Here is an 18,294-nt window from a genome sequence, read left to right on the forward strand (position 1 = left end):
AAAATTGGGTAGTGGTGTTGGGCGAAATAGTATTCCTCTAGCAGAAGCTTTGAAAGATAGAAGCAGTAAGGTAGTCTGTGTAGATATTATGCAATCCGCGTTAACCAAGTTGCTGGCTTACAGTGAACAATTTGGTGTGAGAGGTCAAATCGAAACGTATCACTCTGACATTGGCGAATATGAAGTTACGGGGGATACCTATGATTATATCGTTGCTGTTTCTTCTCTTGAGCATGTTGACTCGGAACGGACCTTAAAACATGTATTGAAAAAAATGGTCCAAGGCACGAAAATTAATGGGGTTAATTGTTTGATCGTGAATTCGAATCTCCAAGAGATTGATGCATTATCTGGGGAGGAATTAGCTCCACTGATGGAACTAAATCTCAGGACAGAGCACTTGTAGGACATTTTGAACGAACAATATGTGGGTTGGGATGCTTTATTAACGACATTAAATAAATTGACGTTTTACATAGAACGCAATGGTAGACAGATCCTATTGAAGACAGATTGTCTTACTTATGTTGCAAGAAATACATAGAAGGAGGTGGCCTATGAATCCTATTATGAACGAAATTGGGACCGTTTTTATCCCTGTTCGAGACATTGTCAAAGCACGTGATTGGTACTGCAATCTGTTGGGCTTTCCTCATGAGGGGGAAATACTTCACGGGCATTTGTATGTGTTGCCTATGAAAGGGACAAGCATTGTGTTAGATAGTAAGATTTTCGCAGAAGATCATATCTTCAAGGCACCAGCTTTTCATCTCAATACGAAGGATATCCAAGCTGCTTATACGTACATGCAAGGGAAGAATATTGAGTTAGTAACAGGTATCGAGCATGGACATTGGTTTAATTTCAAAGATCTCGATGGGAATTTACTCATGATATGTATGTGTTAGGCCCCAGCGGTTACACTACCTAGGGGAAAGGAGCATAATTTCATGGAATTGGAAACGGTTTATCTGACCTACAAACAGCTGTTATTCTCTGTCGCATACCGTATGTTAGGTTCAGTATCCGATGCGGAAGATATGCTGCAAGACATATTCATCACACTACAGAAGACAGACACTGGTCATGTAACGAATATGAAATCGTATTTAGTGAAAATGGTCACAAATCGTTGTTTGAATTACTTGAACTCAGCTAGTAAGCAAAGGGAAACTTACATAGGTGAATGGCTTCCTGAGCCGCAAGTAACCTCATCTCGCGAAGATCCGATGGGAAGGCTTGTCCAGGATGAAACAATTTCATATGCATTTCTAGTCTTGCTGCAAGAACTGTCCGCGGTAGAGCGAGCGGTCTTCGTACTAAGAGAAGTGCTCGGTTACGATTATGAAGAGGTAGCGGATATGCTTCAGAAAACGGTAGCAAATTGCCGCAAAATTCATAGCCGCGCCAAGAGCAAAATCAATGTGAGCCCTAACGAAGAAGGGGATCACGTATTAGGAGAAACAGAGCCATTAGTCGAGAAGTTTCTTCAAGCAGTGGGTACAGGGGATTTCAATGACTTCGTACACCTACTCATGGAAGATGCTGTAATGGTATCGGATGGAGGCGGGAAAGTAAGTGCAGCTATTCATCCGATATATGGAAAAGAGCGTATCGCTGCATTCTTTGAAGGTATTCAGTCCAAAGGAGCACTGGCGGGAGATTGGTTGACTGTGATGTTCAACGGGCAATCCGGATTGATTCTAGTGAAGGATCAATCTCCACGAATGGTCATCCTCTTTGAGCTAGCTGCGAGTCGACAACAATCCAACCATCTCTATGTAATCCGCAATCCTGATAAATTGCATCAGATTTATCGGGAACTGTAAGTTTACATGTGTTTGTGCGAGGGTAACATCAACCGAAAGATACGTATGCGTATGCGATTTGTCTGATAGCGATTCGAGTATGGGAATGCTGAGAGTATCTACTAAGAGCTGAAAGATTGTTTCGCCGCGAGTAACGATATGCAGTGAACAAGGTGAATAAAAAAAGGGCCGTCACCAAAGGTTGTATGACCTCGAGTGACGGCTTTGTTTGTATTGATGAGGGCGCAGGCTGAATTCAGCTGCATTAGTGATGAAAAGCATCACTAATGACTGAAAGAAGCTGAGTGCAGCCTAAATTCAGCTGCATTAGTGATGAAAAGCATCACTAATGACTGAAGGAAGCTGAGCGCAGCCTGGATTCAATGTCCTTAGTGATGAAAAACATCACTAAGGACCTAACTCATCTGAGCGCAGCCTGAATTCAGCTGCATTAGTGATGAAAAGCATCACTAATGACAAAAAACATCTGAGCGCAGCTTGGAATCAGCTGCATTAGTGATGAAAAACATCACTAAGGACCTAACTTATCTGAGCGCAGCCTGCTTTCAGCGCCATTAGTGATGGAAAATATCACTAATGACTGAAATCACCCAAGCGCAGCCTACTCACAAGCCATTTGTGTCCCAACCTACAGCGGCTTCTTACCCTCATTTTCGATCAAATGGTCATGATCGCCTTCCTCCATGATGTTCCGAGTTGAGTTGCGGAACTCACGAAGGGTATCCCCGAATGCACGGCCAAGCTGTGGCAGCTTGGAAGGTCCGAAGACAATTAAAGCAATGGCCAGAATTAAGATTAATCCGGAAACGCCAATATTGTTGAACATGGTTTTCATCCTCTTTTCTGTTAATCTTCGATTAGATTCAATTTTGCAACACGCTGCATGGCTCGCCACTGCCAACCTGCTACCAATACGCTGATTTCGAACAGCAGTATTAGGGGGACAGTGACCGATAAGTGTGAAATCATATCAGGCGGCGAGATGCACGAGCCAGTGATGGTGAGCGCGATGTAGGCGTACTTCCTGGACATTTTCAGAATCTGAGGCGTTAATAGCCCTATTTTCGTCAAAAACAAGAGAACCACAGGCAGCTCAAACGCGATCGCCATCGGAACAACAATTTGAAACAAAAAGGCAAAATATCGATCAATCCCATAAGTCTCCACCGCACCAATAGATTGATTCATTCGGATCATAAAGCGCATCATCATGGGGAAAACGACCCAATAACTGAATGACACGCCAATGATGAATAGGGCAAAAGCGACAGGAATGTAAGGGAGTGCGCTCCTAGATTCGGCTTCGGTTAATCCCGGTTTCACGAACACCCATGCTTGGTAGAGAACGACAGGTACCGTAAATAAAGCGGCGAACAGAAACGCACATTTCATATAAATCATCAGCCCATCTGTGAATGAGAACACGTTCCACTTGATTTCGCCAATCAAAGGCTGTGATTTCAAATACAGAAGGATGTCGGACGAGAGGTACAAGCCTACACATAGCGTGACAATGAACCAGGCGAACACAATGAGCAATCGCTTGCGAACCTCTGTCAAATGTAAGATCCAATCTTCTTGCTCCATGCCATTCCTCCTTTATCATGAAAACATGTGGGCTGCCCGCCCATTAAACGACACTTCCACCTTGCTTCAAATATTTCGCAATACCATCCACAGCTCGGTAAGCCAATGCCCCAACCGTACCTGTAGGATTGTAGCCGCTGTTGTGAGCAAACGCGGAGGCACCTACGACGAATACATTTTCAGCATCCCACATTTGCAAATACGAGTTAACCGCGGAGGTGGAGGGATCTGCCCCCATAATGACGCCGCCTGTATTGTGGGTCGATTGATACGGAACAATGTTGTACGCTGCTAACGTATCGGATGACCCAATGGTCGTAGGGTTCATTTCTTTCATAATTTCGGCCGCTTTACCAGCAACGAATTTGATCATTTGTCGATCCTGCTCTTCAAAATCGAAGGTGATCCGCGGAAGCGGCAAACCATACGCATCCTTATACGTCGGATCCAAATCCACATAATGATGTTTCCATGGCATGCTGCTGCCCTGTGGGGAAACCGACAGAACGCTGTTCGCATATTTCAGCGACTTCTGTTTGAAATCTTTCCCCCAACCTGGCGTACCTTTGGGAACAGAGTTCGTTGCAATCGGTCGCTGGCCGGTTTGCGAGATGCGAATGCCAGCGCCATGGATGAAATTCAGATTCGTATGGTCGAAATTGTCTCCATTGAAATCAGGAATTTCCATGCCGAGGGATCCAGCTCCCGCATAAAGGTTGAACTGCTTTTCATCGAAAAAGCCAGTCGCACTCCCGCCGTTCGTTTGGTAGCAGTAATTTTTACCGATAACACCTGTGCCTGTTGCGGGATCATAGGGTTTACCTAATTTAGAAGTAAGCAGAAGCTTAATGTTGTTAAATACATAGCTGGCCATGATAACGACATCCGCGGGTTGCTCGAATTGTTCTCCCGTTACGGTGTTTACGTAAAGAACACCGCTCGCTTTCTTGCCGTCATTCAGCACTTGCGTCACATTGGAGTAAGAGCGCAACTCGAAATTGCCGGATTTCTGGGCAATAGGTAGTGAAGTCACAATGACATCGGCTTTTGCCCCGTATTCACACCCGAAACGTTCGCAATATCCGCAATATTGACAAGCAGCCCGGGTAATGCCGTCAGGGTTCGTATATTGCTCCGATAAGTTTGCCGAGGGCATCATATAGGGGTGGTAGCCGAGCTTTTTGGTTGCGTCCTCGAACAATTTCAAAATCGGCGTTTTCACCATCGGTTTGGTTGGAAATGGCGCGGAACGCTTACCTACCAGAGGATTCTGTTCCGCTTCACCCGAGATACCGGCCAATTTCTCGAATTTATCGAAATAGGGTTCTAAGGTGTCGTATGTGATGCCCCAATCCTGTATCGTCATGCCTTCCGGAATTTTCTCCTTCCCATAACGTTCCACAGTCTTGCTATGGATCTCAAAATCATAGGGGAGAAAACGATACGTTTGTCCATTCCAATGCACACTTGCACCGCCGAGACCTTCCCCGAGCAAGAAGGAGCCGTACTCGCGCATTGGCACAGCGGCCATTTTCTCTGTATTGCGGAATGTGACTGTCTCTTTGGATAAATCCTGCATGAGATCATAACGAGAAGCATAACGCAGCTCATCATGCACCATATAATAATCAGCTGTGCTGCGCGGCTTTCCGCGCTCTAAACCAACAACTTTAACTCCTTGTTTCGTTAATTCTGCGGCGATTATTCCCCCAACCCATCCCATTCCTACAATGACAACGGGGACTTTCGGCATTAGAGTAGCCATCCATGTTATTCCTTCCTTCGTGAGATATGTATCTTACACCTTAATGGACGAAATGATCGTGTAAGCTGCGCGGCTCCATGACAACGAACTGATCTTTGTCGATGATGTTCGTATATGTCATCTGATTGCCTGGATACTTGCGCATTTTCCAGCCAGCCATATTTTTATTCCCGCCGTATAAAGGATCGGAGTAAACACCTTCCATAACGAGTACACGAAACAGGTTGAAAAAGGTTTTACCTGTAATCCCGTTTACGACACTGATTTCACCTTTTTCCATCGAGGTTAGAATCGCATCTTGTTCTTCAGGTGTAATATCAACGAAGCCTTTCGTATACTTGGTTTTGGCTGTTTCTTCAAGGCTATGAAGTCCCATAGTAATGAGTTCATGGCGCTGAATACTGAGGTAATCCCCTTGCGTGACTTCGCCTTTCACGAACGGGCCCATCCGATAGGTACGGGCATTCACTCCCCAGGGGCTCGCTAACTGATGGTCAATGAAGAAGGCAACGCCAAGCTCTGCAGCACCCGGTCCGCTATCATCCTTAGGGAAAATTCGTTCTGCTGCGGCTTCCGCAATTTGCAGTTGGGCTTGATTGAAGAACATCGGCGCTTGATTATAATCAGCCGTGACTTGTGATGACGGACTTGCTGAAGGTGAAGGAGAGGACTTGGCGTCATCTTTCTTGAACCCTCCGGAAACTGCGCTTCCAATGACACCGCCGACTACGACGCCACCAAGGGCAGTTCCAGTGTACTTGAGAAAACGACGACGAGAGTGATCGGGCGTATGATTGTGCGTGTTTTTATCAGCCAACTTGTCATACCTCCATGGAATTTTATGTACTTTTGGGTAGTTATGGATATGTTGAGCTGTAAGCGTATTTCCTATGCATGAATTGCATGAAAATATGGAAACGTGGGTAATGTATTGGTAGGTTTCCGATTTCTATACATGGATTTGACCCTATGAATGTAAGGAGACGCATACGTATGAACAAAAAGATGGTAGTTCTCACCCTGATACTCGCTGGAGCTTTATCCGCTTGCGGTAAAAGTGAAACAACACCTAGCCCTAGTGCGGGCACATCAACAGCACCAACTGCATCAGCTACGACTGGAACAACAACCAAAGCTGATGGACAGACGATCTATAAGGCCAATTGTGTCAGCTGTCACGGCGCCAATTTGGAGGGTTTAGTCGGTCCAAGTCTCCAGAAGGTTGGCGGAAAGCACTCGAAGGAACAACTTACCGCGATCATCACGAACGGGAAGGGTGCAATGCCTTCTTTTAAAGGGAAGCTATCCGATGATGAGATTAATTCGTTATCCACATGGCTTGCAGACAAAAAATAGCCAGGAATGAACCCGCCTTTCGCTTGACAGCGGTAAGGCGGGATTTTTCTTTTGCAGCTGACTAGACAACTCATTTTGTGCCATGGTAGGCATAGGATAAATTAATCATGGATATCAACTGGAAATCGTAGACGCTTCCTTTTTCAATAAGACATAGGGAGATGAACCAGATGAAGGGTAAAGATCGATGGAATGATCTCTTTGAACTCGCGATGTATGTATTAGCAGGAGGCTGTTTTGTTTACTTTCTTGTAAAAGGAAATGGCGCCAAAGTGTTTCAAGCTGTGCTCATTGTGGCTGTACTCCAACTCATTCGACTTCTTGTCAAATGGACGAAGACAACCATGTTCACAACACTGCGTTTCTGTGTGTTATTGTTTATTTTCGTTACGATGTTCCTTGCCAATGAATTCGGCTATTATGGTGTCATTCCTTATTTGGATAAAATGGAACATCTTTTCTCTGGCGTGATTCTCTGCTTCATCGGCTTGATGATTTATAGCAAAGCAACGCGTCAACCCGAAGGAACAGAACCACCTTCCTCGCAAGTCGCGGTGTGGCTGTGCTTGTTCTTTTCCATCGCGATGGCGGGAGTATGGGAGATCTTCGAGTTCGCGACAGACCACCTTTTCGGGCTCAACTCACAGAACGGAAGCCTGCTCGATACGATGACGGACATTATTTGTGGTACATGCGGAGCCATAATTACAACAGGTTACTTGGCGCTGAAAGCGAGGAAGCGGGCACTTCCTCTGGTGGATGTAAGATAATTTGGGAGAGGAGGGAAACCCGTTGCAACAACTATTTCATCTGAGTTACATCGTATTGTTTAGCGTTGTGCTCGCGGCTGGAACGATCGGAATCGCTTGGTTTGTATTTCATAAGCGAAAAAGAAAAGCTCGCTAATGCTTACATAAGTCATTTGTCCGCGGGAGCTCATGAAGCTCTTGCGGGCTTTTTAGTTTGGGATAGATGGTTCCCAATCCAGGTATAAAAAGGGAATTAAAAGCTTTTCACGAATAACCTTAGGAAAGGATAGTAAGGAGGAGACGACTTGTGAAGTTATACGAACGATCTATGAAGGCTCAGCTTGCTGGAGTTTGTATGTTTTTCTTCTTGTCTTTGGTACAACTCATCATAAATATAAGTGCCCATAGTCCTGTTGGTTTTGTAGTTATTTTCAGTTTTTGTCTTGGTATTTTTCTTATTCTAGTAGTAATTATTAGCATTGATCTCGTTCAAAATGATGCGGAGAAAATGGTGGCGAAAGTAGAATTTGTCGAGGAATTTCGCATTCATATTCGAAAACCAAATGGGAAGTTATTGAAATTGCGTGTAAAAGCTGCAGAATACGAACAATTTCATGGGGATCAGTTAGTTGAATTACGGATAGCCAAACGGACAAGTGCTTTGCTCAGCATCTATAGTGTGGAGGAGAAACAGAAGGACGGATTTCAAACGGATGAGAACCAAACGGATGACTTATGAAGCGATTGCGTAAGTTATTCAGAAGTAAACTAGTGTGGGCGGTACTCATACTCATTGGATTTATCTATGTCAATAACACTTCGTTGCTTGCCAAAGAACGAAGTGGACCTCCTTTTCTAATGGCACATCGAGGTCTCGCGCAAACGTTCCACACTGAGAATTTGAAGAATGATACCTGCACAGCGGAACGAATCTATGAGCCGGAACACCCGTATCTGGAGAATACGATTCCTTCCATGCAAGCAGCTTTTGATGCAGGTGCAGATGAAGTTGAACTCGATATCCATATCACGAAAGATGATCAGTTTGCCGTATTTCATGATTGGACGCTAGACTGCCGAACGAATGTTACAGGTCAGTCGAAAGATTATACGATGGCTGAGTTGAAGAAAGCGGATATTGGCTACGGGTATACGGCTGATAACGGGAAATCGTACCCTTTTCGAGGAAAAGGCATTGGATTGATGCCCTCCTTGCAGGAAGTATTCACACAGTTCTCAGACAAAATGCTCCTCATCCATATCAAAACCAATGATCGTCATGAAGGCAATGTATTGGGGGATATGTTGGCTAAGCTTTCACCAGAACGAAGGAGTCAGTTGACCATCTATGGCGGGGATTTACCCCTATCTATGGTAAAAGATAAATTGCCAGATATGCGTGTCATTTCTGTTGATGCGATGAAAAGCTGCCTGCTTCCCTATCTAGCTTATGGATGGACAGGCATGATTCCTGGTTCATGTGAACATATACAGATTCATATACCTGAGAAGTTAGCTCCGCTGCTGTGGGGATGGCCGAATAAGTTTCTAAATCGAATGGATCACGTAGATACCAGAGTGATTGTAGTCGGTGGCAATGGGACGGAGTTTTCAACGGGATTTGACACGCGCGAGGACCTGGAGCGGCTTCCAGATTCTTTCTCCGGAGGCATATGGACGAATCGAATTGATCGCATTGCACCTATCTATAAGTAAACAGAAGAGGGCAACTGATAGTAGAATTGTCTACTGGCAGGAAGCCCTCTTTAGCTGTCCCATGACACAGATATCCTTATTTTACGTATATAACTTGGACTGAAATGGTGTTAGCGCTGCAAGGACCGCATCCCGAAAAACGTCACTCCTCGTAATACGCCCATCTGTAAATAAACCGTAAGCACCTTCTTTGTGATTACTTCCCACCGTTGAGCTCAGTTCATCTACAATGTGACGCAGCTCATTGCCACCCTGCTCTAATTTCTCGCCAATGGAGTTTGGAATGGGGAAATATAACCCCTTGCCGATGTAAAGCTGATTCCCGTCCCAAGCGGCACAAACAGAGAAGAGATACCACTGCATAGTATGAGTGCTGTCATACGTAAGTCCACCCTCAAGTCCCAGTCCAAAGTCGGCAGCAGGCTCCGCCGCAAGCACATTTTTGGCCCTTGTGATGGCACCTAAGATGGTTTCATCTTCCGTCAATGGCTGGTCAGATACACCAGAGGGAACAGCGTGACAAATCGGTTCTAGGCCAGTAGCCGCAACCACAGCAGCTCGCTTTGCTTGATTATTCGTGCCTAATGCGATTCGTATCGTCTTGTCGAACAATTGACATCACTCCTAACTTCTCTTTATCCGATGAATGTATTCGATTAGAACTAGTATATCATGTTTTTCTTACAATCACGTTTAGTGATGAAAGCCTGCTTCGAAGTGCGGTTTTAAAACTATGCAATGTTGGGAATATTTGTTGAAAAGAACAAATATATAAATTCGATTATTCTGCTGTAATACCGGGAAAAATTTGTTTATACAAACCAATTGATAAGGAGAATCAATCGAACTTGAGCACTGTACAATCCCAATCGCCTCGGAGGCAGCAAGCTGTATTGAGTCAGGACGGTTTAAGCAGCTTGCGCTGGCAGGATCCGAAGATTATTGCGTGGTGGTCAGCATCATTTCCAGGATTCGGTCATTTCCTGCTCCATCAATTTATACGCGGTTTCCTGCTGTCAGCTTGGGAAGTGGCTATCAATTCACTTGCAGGAATCAATGAGGCGATTTATTACTCTTTCAGTGGACAATTCGACATGGTAACACAAGTTATTGAACCGAGATGGGCTTTTGCTTATGCGATCGTTTATTTATTCTCAATTTGGGATAGTTATATCAAAGCCATTAATGCGAATAAGCAATATCATCTGGCAAAACTAGAGGGAGCAAAGCTTACTTCCAATTTAATGAAACCGTGGACGATCACGAATATTAGCCCCAAGAGGCCATGGGCTGCAATGGTTAGTTCCCTTGTTTTTCCAGGACTAGGCCAGCTATACAATAACCGAATCAGCCTAGGTTTCTTTGGGGTGTTCTGGTGGTTTGTCTATATGAGTTTGTCGCGTTCACATGAAGCTGCACTTTATCTAGTGCTTGGCAAATTATCCAAATCAACAGCGCTGTTAAGTCCGCATTGGCTATTATTTATGCCTTCTGTCATTTGTGGTGCGATGTATGACGCATATATGACGGCAATAGATCATAACAGACTTTTTCGAATTGAGCAGAAACAGTACCTAACGGAGAAGTACCCACATTTTCCAATCCAGTTATTTGAAAAGGAGAATGCCCCGCATGTTGATTATTAGTACATTTGAGCATTCGATCGAGGTAGAGGAAGCTCTGGCCGTGCTGGAACACATGGGAGTACCTCGCAATGAAATCATGACCGTCATGATGGATAATTATATGGACATACCCGATAATAATTACAATTCGAATCCGAATAAGAAAAGTCTTGCATTTGAAGTTGGCATGGCGACCGCCACAGCGTTTACTGTAATTGGGATTTGTATTGGTTTTATTATGTATTTAGGTCCCATTATTTGGGGAGTTATGTGTGCGATTGGTGGATTTAGTATAGGATATTGTATCACGAGGTTCTTACAAACAAGAGTCTTTAAACACGTTCTTCGGAAAAAAGTGCAATTACCCGAGCTGGCTGTCATTATACAATGCCAAGAGGAACGATATCGAGAGATAACGCACGTGTTGTGGGAGTCCCAAGCACTATCCGTGGGAAAGATTTGAAAGAGGCTAATGGATCAATATCCAATAGCCTCTTTCGATTTATGACCCGCTTATTTACTTATTTCATTTGAGCTAATTCATAATCGAACCACGTTCGAATCTCGCCTGTCGACAAGTTTTCAATCGTATTATTGCGATGCTTAATGAAAATGTCTCGGTTCTTATCCAAATAATAGTCGCCAAAAACATAGTCGGATAATCGTTTCGTTTCTAACTTCGTATTCAGCGTATAGAGCCCAGCTGTATCTTGCGGAGTATAGTCTGTATTTGAAATGCCATTCAGTACGATATATAGACTACCATCCTGAGATGCTGGATTGGGCAAAGAAAGATTCGTTATTCCTAATGCTATGACATCCGATTCATGAAGTAGTCCATTGACCATGTGAAGAGTACCCTCTTGATCTAGTAAGCCAACGCGGGCACTTCCCCCTATATAGTTATTTCGACTAGGCAATCTGTCAGAGGCGATCCATACTGTACCGTCAGGATTGGGGATGACGCGATCAATCTTTTGATTGAAATCCTCGAGTCGTGTCACATGCCCATTTTGAATAAGAAAGGTATACGTCGAGCCATAATTTGGACCAATAACAGCAAGAGGCAAGGTCAAATTAATGGATAAGATAACCCGCTGATCGCCTGCAGCGAATGCCTTGTACGTATGGACAGGGGCTCCCCAGTCAGCCGCTTCCCATACATCGGCGTCTGTTAATGTGTATACTTTTAACTCACCATAGTATAAATCACGATCTTTACGCACTAACTCTACGGGTTGACCAGCTAATGGATGTGGTGTGGTGGATAGGCCTTTGATGAATTGTTCTTGTTCTTTATAGTTTTTCCATTGTAGTTGATAGTCGCTTTTATCCATCTTCAGCATTGATTTGGCTGGGTCCGCGTTAAGCAGGGAGTAGAAATATAACGAACGTTCATCGTCACCGATGATGGAATAGATGGCATTTTGACCACCTACTAGCGAAAGTCCGTCCTTATCACTCCATTGGATGTCGATCTTTAGAAGATCATGGACAAATCGCCAAGTCAGCGGCATGTAAGTTACATCTTGATAAGTTAGAAAAGGGTAGGGCTCTGTTCGATTATTGATTTCGATCTGATTCATTGTGATTGACACATCCGCAACTTGGACAGCGTAACTGTTTGCATTGCGCTTGGTTGTTAGATCTTGTTCGAGCACTGTTTGATGAATGGACGGAGGGAAGTTGCGATTTGACCAAATCTGCAATCCATCGGTATCGCTCCAGTTGTATTCAATACCAAGCGTTTGGAAATTAGTCCACGTCATGGGCAAGTAAGTGATGTCTTTATACACAAGAAATGGGTATTTACTGTGGGCGATATCCATGTTCTGACCATTCATTTGAATTGAAAAATAAGGCAGAGATGCTTTCACTGTTGCGCTTGCTGAAGCTTGCGTAGGAAGTAACGGTAACAACGAGCATAACAATCCGAGTATGACCAACGAGTATTGTTTGGGAAATTTCTTCAAATCCATCACCCTTTTCTAAGTTAGTATTGCTACTGATTAGACGCAAGATGATGGGAAAAGTTGTATGTTTTAAGGGCGGGATATCCAATTGGTGATCCAATTGGTAAATTTTGAGTCATGATCTCGCTGATTTCCCATGTTACAATCGTTGAGATCCAAGCTGGATCCAAAACTTAGAAGGCCGAAGCTTTTTTGAAGCACGGGGGAACCAATCTTTGGGGTGAAGTCGCGTAGTGCGACCGGGTGATTACTCTTTGATCCGAATCCGACAGCTAACCTCGCAGGCCGCAAAAAGGAGAGGTTTGATTTGAAGCGTTACAAAAAGCTAGTTGTCTCAGGTGCCTTAGGTTTGAGTGTTCTTATGGGGGCAAACGCAGCGTTTGCTGCTACAGGAACGCATACAGTAGCGGGGAACGATACCATGTGGTTAATTTCTAAGAAATATGGCGTCAGCCTTACTTCACTGATTCAAGCGAATCCACAAGTAGCCAATCCCAACGTGATTTGGTCGGGGATGAAGCTTACTATTCCTGGAAGCACGGATACAACCGTTGTGACGAAACCACAGGTTACGCCAGCACCGGCGCAGTCCTCTTTTGCAAGCCAAGTGGTTACATTGGTAAACGAAGAAAGATCCAAGGCTGGATTGAAGCCTTTGATGGGCAATAACGCACTTACCACGATGGCGCTGGATAAAGCCAAAGATATGTACAATAACGGATATTTCGATCATACGTCACCAACGTACGGATCACCTTTTGATATGATGAGCGCATATGGCATTCATTATTCCTTCGCAGGTGAAAACATCGCCAAAGGACAACAAACTCCACAAGCGGTCATGACCGCTTGGATGAACAGTTCAGGTCACCGTCAAAACATCCTAAGCCCGAACTTCACCCAAATCGGTGTTGCCTATTATAATGGTGAGTGGGTGCAGGAGTTTATTAGTAACTAAGTGTAAACATGGATAATGGCAGTCTCTTTTGGGAGGCTGTCTTTTTTTGTAATTTAAAATCCACCTACTATTTGTATGTGATAGTATAATAAATATTGGATCTGTAAGATTGTAATATTAAATTTACATGGATGATGGAGATGAAAGCATGATGATAACCGAAGAAAATTACTCCAAACCAGTCGGAGGATGGCTGCTTATTTATGTAGTAACACTACTAATTAGCGCGGCTTTATATGGGATGGGAACGATTAACGGATTTAGCCAATTTATTCGAGATTTTCAAGAAAGGAATGGGATCCTTTTCATCATAGATATTGGAACAATAATAAAATTACTCCTTTCAGTTTTGATTCTTTATTTATTTATGACTAAGCAGAGTTATACTTACAAGATTATAATTGGGTTTGAACTTTTTTGTATTTTAATAAGAGCGTTGTCTCTCGGAGGCGTAATTATTCGTTATCATGTAATACCGAACTCGTTTTATGTATCCATCTTAATAGGATTGTTTAGTATGGCATGGATCTTATATTTTATGAAATCGAAGAGAGTAAGAGCTACCTTCGTCAATTAAAAATTTAATGGGATATTAATGACTATTGAGGTGCATCCAGTGATTAAGATACTTACACAAATTGAGATTGAAGCTACTATAGATGTTTGTTTCGACATGGCATCAGATATTGATATACATACGCAAACTGTTTGGCCACATACCAAAGAGCGAGCGATAGCTGGAACAACATCAGGCATGGTTCGTGGTGGGGATACGGTTACTTTTGAAGCGAGACATTTCTTAATTAGGCAAAAACACACGTCACTCATATCAAATTATGTTCGACCTTACCACTTTGTTGATGAAATGTTGCGGGGGACGTTCAAAAGTATGTGACATGAACACGAATTCATTGATTTAGGTGGCAGAACATTAATGAAAGATACATTAAGTTTTGAGGCCCCGCTAGGCTGGATCGGATGGGCCGTGGAGCGGGTTGTATTAAGAAGATATATGACGCGATTTCTAAATTATCGGAATGAGCAGTTGAAGATTTTGGCAGAAAAACATGGAAAGAAGATATAAATGAGAAGAAGTGAGGGGCAAAGGGGGGATGCCAATTGAGATTCTATATCGCTTCTAGTTTCAGAAACCTCGACAATGTTCGAGAAGTTGCTCAGCAATTGAAGTCGAGAGGGTATATGCAAACTTACGATTGGACGATGCATACAGGTATCGATTCACTTCAAGAACTTACGGTGATCGGTGCGCAAGAGAGGGAAGCCGTGTTGTGTGCAGATAAATTCATCATGATGTTGCCTGCGGGGAAGGGGAGTCATGTGGAGCTGGGACTTGCTATAGGAGCAGGAAAGTCAATTTATATCCATTCTACGCACCACGATGAGATTAATGATATACAAAAAACGTGTACGTTTTATCAGCTGCCAGAAGTGAATCCAATCATCGGAACGATAGATGATCTGGTTGCTAGGATTTACGAAGATAACTGATTGCCTAACATGGGGAAGCCGATGTGAAAACGTAAGGGAACCTAGGTACGCTATTTCTAAGAAATAGGCTGTTTTTTACAACTAACGGAACGTGAGTACGCTATTTGTCTGTTTTCGTGGTTTTTTGGCGATTATGGAGTAAATAGCGTACTGACGTTCCCTTTAAATACGATTTTCGCACGGTCTGCTGGAAATAGTGTCTCCTGGTTCCCTTACGATCAGAAACAGTCAAATATAAATCGAATAACTGAAGACATGTTCCCTAAAACATAAGTAAAGGATCGAAATCATGAATCCGAATGAATTTATAGAAACATATAACTCAACTCGAAATGAGTTTATTTATTTCAAATGGAATGGTAAGCATGCTAATGAGCTAGCTATTATTATCTAATTGTTGAAAAATTACTTAATCAAACAGGGTATCTGTACTTGGATGATATAGTTATCTCAGGATCTTTATGCTTTGATGCCTATTGTTCAACCCTGAGGGCTAACCCTTCCGAGTTAGATTTCGATGTGTTCATCGCTGAAATCAATAGGAGGAAAGAAATTTCGCAAAATGAACTAATGATTAAATCATATGATATGATATAGGGATTGCTATGTATACTGGTTATATGTCGAGGCAAAGCCATATAAATGGCCTATCGGACATAGGTGTTAGTAATACTAAAACCAGTATTCTCTTAAAACTCAAGTAAAATCTCGCAAAGTATTTTAAAAGATAGAGGAGATCAACCAAGTGAGCAACAAAAGATTAAAGCGACTCATTCTTAGTTTTGCGATCTTCATTATTGCTATGATAACGATAAAGCTTATTGTAGCATTCGGCGGAGATATGGTAGCTACTAGCCATAATGTGTCGACTTTTACTAGTAAATCAAATGTGAATGGCAACATTAAACTTACTATTGGCACGCTAAAAGGAACGTATGTGGTTCATGATTTTAATATTAAAACCGATGGGGAAATCGGTATTCCATACGAATCAACGGTTGAAACCGGGACTGTAACCCTTCGAGTAATGAAATCGAATCTCGTACAATGGGAGAAAGTAATATCTCCATCGAGTACTGGACTCATCGAGTTTGACGGTGTGAAGGGGAGCTACTCGATTCAACTTGCAACAGATGAAGCGAAGAAAATAAGTGTGAAGCTCCAAACGAAATAGCTGCAATCAATCAGTTGATGTACAAATAAACCGAAAACGGAAGCCAATGACGAGTCTCTTCGTCATTGACTTCCGTTTTTTCAATTATACGTCTCTTCAAATCGCGCCTTAAACGTTCGGAACATCCACAGATTCACATCCCACAAGTCCACGACCGCTTGCTGCGTGTAGGGTAAGACCTGCATATACGGCGGCGGTCCGAACTCAGGCGTTGAACGTCATCGTATCAGCGCCGGCATTGAATCGGTGCTGGCAGATCGACAACCATAAGCCGATGAATGTTTCCACATGCACGGCGAATTCTGGTGCCCGCGGGTCCGACACCTGCGGACCTTCCGGGTAGCCGACGCGCCCGTGGATGTGAATGGCGCGTGCTATGCTCAGCTGGACGTCTTCGTCCTGCGGACTCGGCATGCTCTCGCAGGCTGCGCACCAATGGCTGAAGTCTGCGCCAATCGTAAGCGCCGGCAGCTGCCGCAACACGACCGCCGTATGCCACGGCGTGAAAAAAGCTCTCCCGCGATGCGTCTCTTGCGCGATCGGAATCCCGATCTCTTGCTCGACACGCAGCGCCGCTTCAAATAAGCGCAGCTGCTCATCGGCAGACATGCGATCTGCAGCGCTGTGCGAATTAATCAAATCAGGTCGCAGCTCAGCTGCGCGCAGGACCTGCTCACGGAAGGATTGTATGTGATTCGGGCTACGCGTCACCACTTGTGCGATGAATGACAAGTTCATGTCATCCAAATTTTGTCGAAACTGCGTATCATCCTTAGCATTAGCAGGAGGTATGTACTCGACGCCGTAATAACCGGCCGCTGCGATTTGCTCCAATTTCCCCTCCCAACTACCGTTCCATTCCCACAAGGATTTATATCCGTTTAATTGCATATCCAGTGCTCCTTATCTCATAACTCTTTAGAAATATCTATGAGTATAGAAGACGCGACACCATAATGCTTAGCGTTTCATCAGAAATATCCAACCTATTCTCACCAAGATAGATGTCTGTAGGCAGTGGGAGATAAATTCGTCCACCGTTTGAATTGTTTGCTGAATTGCGACAAATCCTTGTACCCCAGTTGCTCGGCGATATGTTCGATAGAAAGCGTTGGGTCTATGAGCATGAGCTTAGCTTGACGCAGCTTGATCGTGCTCAAGTAATGCCGAGGGGACACTCCATAAGCTTTGTGAAAAACACGATTACAATGTGCAGGACTATAACCGAGCTCCTTGGCCATGGATGTGATTCGGAAAGGTTCCTGCCCTTGTAACAGCGTAGATGCTTGCTCTTCTATAAGACCTGCAAGCTGTGCAGCTAAGCCAGAATCGCTTATTTGGTGAGGAGAAACCACTGTTTCCTCGAGTAATACTTCGCTTAACGCGGTGAAAATTCGGAATGAAGCATGCATCGTCTGCAACTTCAGACTCAATCCGCTGGAGGTATTTTCTCTGGCTATTTGCGCGAGATCCATAAGTATAGGACGGAGTAAACTCTCCAATTTGCTGCCGGAAGGGTGAACGATTTGCCCAATTTGACTTAATTGCTGACGAAACCAAGGATCAGTAACCTCCACATGCACACACACATACTCCATCATGGTATCATCGACAGCACCTAAGCTTGCATGCACTTCATTTGGCAGTATCCATACTAAATCCCCTTGCTCTTGAACAAAATGCTTGTCGCCAACTCGCATCCGTTGTGAACCCTCTAAGACAAGATTAAGCTCAAACATCGGATGTTGATGCTCGGGAAATGACCACTGCGCGTTAACCTTGCGAACATGCGCGGCAAAGATCCGGAAAGATGCCTGTACATCAGGCAGCATACTGCCATAAACGACATTATCGAGACCCGTGGGTAAGGATTCTTGTTGAAATTCTTTCATATATAGAGACTCCTTTAGGAAAGATTATGATCGGTTTGTTACGATAACTATCTCACTAAAATAGCTTGGAATCAAATGTTTCTTTTGTCCAAATGAAAGATCATATTGCCCATGGGTTCTGGGTTTTGATCGTTGTATAATAAGGGCAAATAACAGAGAGG

The 18,294-nt window shown here is 43.7% G+C and carries 22 protein-coding genes and 1 riboswitch; of the genes, 14 read left to right on the forward strand and 8 right to left on the reverse strand.

The window, feature by feature from the left end:
- Nucleotides 1-4 precede the first annotated feature (4 nt).
- The 3 genes from A8708_RS36565 to A8708_RS21915 all read left to right on the forward strand — a co-directional run bounded on the left by A8708_RS36565 (nt 5) and on the right by A8708_RS21915 (nt 1,829).
- Nucleotides 5-406: an SAM-dependent methyltransferase gene (locus A8708_RS36565; RefSeq protein WP_275667923.1), complete on the forward strand. Its 402-nt coding sequence runs from the start codon at nt 5-7 to the stop codon at nt 404-406.
- 151 nt (nt 407-557) lie between these two features.
- On the forward strand, nt 558-908 hold the full coding sequence (locus tag A8708_RS21910) for a VOC family protein (protein ID WP_068667374.1): 351 nt from the start codon (nt 558-560) through the stop codon (nt 906-908).
- Nucleotides 909-950: 42 nt separating this feature from the next.
- Nucleotides 951-1,829, forward strand: a complete 879-nt coding sequence (locus tag A8708_RS21915) for an RNA polymerase sigma-70 factor (protein ID WP_068667376.1) — start codon at nt 951-953, stop codon at nt 1,827-1,829.
- A gap of 628 nt (nt 1,830-2,457) precedes the next feature.
- Here the strand turns inward: A8708_RS21915 and tatA are convergent.
- From tatA to A8708_RS21935, 4 genes are read right to left on the reverse strand one after another with little or no spacing between them, the layout of a single operon-like run.
- Nucleotides 2,458-2,655 (reverse strand): twin-arginine translocase TatA/TatE family subunit, encoded by a 198-nt coding sequence (gene tatA / locus A8708_RS21920; protein WP_068667381.1) that lies wholly within the window; start codon nt 2,653-2,655, stop codon nt 2,458-2,460.
- Between the two features lie 20 nt (nt 2,656-2,675).
- Nucleotides 2,676-3,416, reverse strand: coding sequence for a twin-arginine translocase subunit TatC (gene tatC, locus A8708_RS21925; RefSeq protein WP_068667383.1), 741 nt, complete (start codon nt 3,414-3,416; stop codon nt 2,676-2,678).
- Nucleotides 3,417-3,459: 43 nt separating this feature from the next.
- Nucleotides 3,460-5,181, reverse strand: coding sequence for a GMC family oxidoreductase (locus A8708_RS21930; RefSeq protein WP_068667385.1), 1,722 nt, complete (start codon nt 5,179-5,181; stop codon nt 3,460-3,462).
- Between the two features lie 40 nt (nt 5,182-5,221).
- Complete coding sequence (locus A8708_RS21935) at nt 5,222-5,998, reverse strand: gluconate 2-dehydrogenase subunit 3 family protein (RefSeq protein ID WP_068667387.1); 777 nt, start codon at nt 5,996-5,998, stop codon at nt 5,222-5,224.
- Between the two features lie 176 nt (nt 5,999-6,174).
- Between A8708_RS21935 and A8708_RS21940 the strand changes: the two genes are divergently transcribed.
- The 4 genes from A8708_RS21940 (at nt 6,175) to A8708_RS21955 (ending at nt 9,002) form a co-directional block, all read left to right on the forward strand.
- The gene (locus A8708_RS21940) at nt 6,175-6,537 is read left to right on the forward strand and encodes a c-type cytochrome (RefSeq protein WP_068667389.1); all 363 of its coding nucleotides are present in this window, start codon (nt 6,175-6,177) and stop codon (nt 6,535-6,537) included.
- 170 nt (nt 6,538-6,707) lie between these two features.
- Nucleotides 6,708-7,307: a hypothetical protein gene (locus tag A8708_RS21945; protein ID WP_068667394.1), complete on the forward strand. Its 600-nt coding sequence runs from the start codon at nt 6,708-6,710 to the stop codon at nt 7,305-7,307.
- 286 nt (nt 7,308-7,593) lie between these two features.
- Entirely contained in the window at nt 7,594-8,025 is a 432-nt protein-coding gene (locus A8708_RS21950; RefSeq protein ID WP_068667399.1) for a hypothetical protein, read from the forward strand.
- Nucleotides 8,022-9,002, forward strand: coding sequence for a glycerophosphodiester phosphodiesterase family protein (locus A8708_RS21955; protein WP_068667401.1), 981 nt, complete (start codon nt 8,022-8,024; stop codon nt 9,000-9,002). Before A8708_RS21950 ends, A8708_RS21955 begins: the two co-directional genes overlap by 4 nt.
- An 81-nt stretch (nt 9,003-9,083) precedes the next feature.
- On the opposite strand, the gene A8708_RS21960 is transcribed toward A8708_RS21955, so the two are convergent.
- Nucleotides 9,084-9,614: a DUF84 family protein gene (locus A8708_RS21960; RefSeq protein ID WP_068667403.1), complete on the reverse strand. Its 531-nt coding sequence runs from the start codon at nt 9,612-9,614 to the stop codon at nt 9,084-9,086.
- A gap of 236 nt (nt 9,615-9,850) precedes the next feature.
- Between A8708_RS21960 and A8708_RS21965 the strand changes: the two genes are divergently transcribed.
- Both A8708_RS21965 and A8708_RS21970 read left to right on the forward strand, forming a co-directional pair.
- A complete protein-coding gene (locus A8708_RS21965) occupies nt 9,851-10,648 on the forward strand; it encodes a hypothetical protein (protein WP_068667405.1) in 798 nt (265 codons plus the stop codon).
- Entirely contained in the window at nt 10,635-11,090 is a 456-nt protein-coding gene (locus A8708_RS21970; RefSeq protein ID WP_068667410.1) for a hypothetical protein, read from the forward strand. Before A8708_RS21965 ends, A8708_RS21970 begins: the two co-directional genes overlap by 14 nt.
- A 58-nt stretch (nt 11,091-11,148) precedes the next feature.
- Here the strand turns inward: A8708_RS21970 and A8708_RS21975 are convergent, their stop codons facing one another.
- Complete coding sequence (locus tag A8708_RS21975; RefSeq protein WP_157264947.1) at nt 11,149-12,600, reverse strand: hypothetical protein; 1,452 nt, start codon at nt 12,598-12,600, stop codon at nt 11,149-11,151.
- Between the two features lie 169 nt (nt 12,601-12,769).
- Nucleotides 12,770-12,902, forward strand: a riboswitch (cyclic di-AMP (ydaO/yuaA leader).
- Nucleotides 12,903-12,907: 5 nt separating this feature from the next.
- On the opposite strand from A8708_RS21975, the gene A8708_RS21980 reads away from it, so the two are divergent.
- The 5 genes from A8708_RS21980 to A8708_RS22000 all read left to right on the forward strand — a co-directional run bounded on the left by A8708_RS21980 (nt 12,908) and on the right by A8708_RS22000 (nt 16,241).
- Nucleotides 12,908-13,558 carry a CAP domain-containing protein gene (locus A8708_RS21980; protein WP_068667414.1) on the forward strand — a complete coding sequence of 217 codons (651 nt, stop codon included), beginning with the start codon at nt 12,908-12,910 and terminating at the stop codon, nt 13,556-13,558.
- A 151-nt stretch (nt 13,559-13,709) separates the two neighbouring features.
- Nucleotides 13,710-14,135 carry a DUF2569 family protein gene (locus A8708_RS37120; protein ID WP_420848596.1) on the forward strand — a complete coding sequence of 142 codons (426 nt, stop codon included), beginning with the start codon at nt 13,710-13,712 and terminating at the stop codon, nt 14,133-14,135.
- Nucleotides 14,136-14,231: 96 nt separating this feature from the next.
- Nucleotides 14,232-14,453, forward strand: a complete 222-nt coding sequence (locus A8708_RS37010; protein ID WP_338044214.1) for a hypothetical protein — start codon at nt 14,232-14,234, stop codon at nt 14,451-14,453.
- A gap of 224 nt (nt 14,454-14,677) precedes the next feature.
- Nucleotides 14,678-15,067 (forward strand): SPOR domain-containing protein, encoded by a 390-nt coding sequence (locus tag A8708_RS21995; RefSeq protein WP_068667418.1) that lies wholly within the window; start codon nt 14,678-14,680, stop codon nt 15,065-15,067.
- Between the two features lie 745 nt (nt 15,068-15,812).
- A complete protein-coding gene (locus A8708_RS22000) occupies nt 15,813-16,241 on the forward strand; it encodes a hypothetical protein (protein ID WP_068667419.1) in 429 nt (142 codons plus the stop codon).
- Between the two features lie 204 nt (nt 16,242-16,445).
- Here the strand turns inward: A8708_RS22000 and A8708_RS22005 are convergent, their stop codons facing one another.
- Complete coding sequence (locus A8708_RS22005) at nt 16,446-17,132, reverse strand: sugar phosphate isomerase/epimerase family protein (RefSeq protein ID WP_239696794.1); 687 nt, start codon at nt 17,130-17,132, stop codon at nt 16,446-16,448.
- A gap of 101 nt (nt 17,133-17,233) precedes the next feature.
- Nucleotides 17,234-18,133: a helix-turn-helix domain-containing protein gene (locus tag A8708_RS22010; protein WP_082927692.1), complete on the reverse strand. Its 900-nt coding sequence runs from the start codon at nt 18,131-18,133 to the stop codon at nt 17,234-17,236.
- Nucleotides 18,134-18,294 lie beyond the last annotated feature (161 nt).

Source organism: Paenibacillus oryzisoli, assembly GCF_001653565.1.
Taxonomy (GTDB): domain Bacteria; phylum Bacillota; class Bacilli; order Paenibacillales; family NBRC-103111; genus Paenibacillus_E; species Paenibacillus_E oryzisoli.

What these genes read in the sequence shown, in the direction of transcription:
- A8708_RS21910 (WP_068667374.1), top strand. Translation starts at nt 558, where the DNA reads ATGAATCCTATTATGAACGAAATTGGGACCGTTTTTATCCCTGTTCGA.
- A8708_RS21915 (WP_068667376.1), top strand. Translation starts at nt 951, where the DNA reads ATGGAATTGGAAACGGTTTATCTGACCTACAAACAGCTGTTATTCTCT.
- tatA (WP_068667381.1), bottom strand. Translation starts at nt 2,655, where the DNA reads ATGTTCAACAATATTGGCGTTTCCGGATTAATCTTAATTCTGGCCATT.
- tatC (WP_068667383.1), bottom strand. Translation starts at nt 3,416, where the DNA reads ATGGAGCAAGAAGATTGGATCTTACATTTGACAGAGGTTCGCAAGCGA.
- A8708_RS21930 (WP_068667385.1), bottom strand. Translation starts at nt 5,181, where the DNA reads ATGGCTACTCTAATGCCGAAAGTCCCCGTTGTCATTGTAGGAATGGGA.
- A8708_RS21940 (WP_068667389.1), top strand. Translation starts at nt 6,175, where the DNA reads ATGAACAAAAAGATGGTAGTTCTCACCCTGATACTCGCTGGAGCTTTA.
- A8708_RS21945 (WP_068667394.1), top strand. Translation starts at nt 6,708, where the DNA reads ATGAAGGGTAAAGATCGATGGAATGATCTCTTTGAACTCGCGATGTAT.
- A8708_RS21955 (WP_068667401.1), top strand. Translation starts at nt 8,022, where the DNA reads ATGAAGCGATTGCGTAAGTTATTCAGAAGTAAACTAGTGTGGGCGGTA.
- A8708_RS21970 (WP_068667410.1), top strand. Translation starts at nt 10,635, where the DNA reads ATGTTGATTATTAGTACATTTGAGCATTCGATCGAGGTAGAGGAAGCT.
- A8708_RS37120 (WP_420848596.1), top strand. Translation starts at nt 13,710, where the DNA reads ATGATAACCGAAGAAAATTACTCCAAACCAGTCGGAGGATGGCTGCTT.
- A8708_RS37010 (WP_338044214.1), top strand. Translation starts at nt 14,232, where the DNA reads ATGGCATCAGATATTGATATACATACGCAAACTGTTTGGCCACATACC.
- A8708_RS22005 (WP_239696794.1), bottom strand. Translation starts at nt 17,132, where the DNA reads ATGCAATTAAACGGATATAAATCCTTGTGGGAATGGAACGGTAGTTGG.
- A8708_RS22010 (WP_082927692.1), bottom strand. Translation starts at nt 18,133, where the DNA reads ATGAAAGAATTTCAACAAGAATCCTTACCCACGGGTCTCGATAATGTC.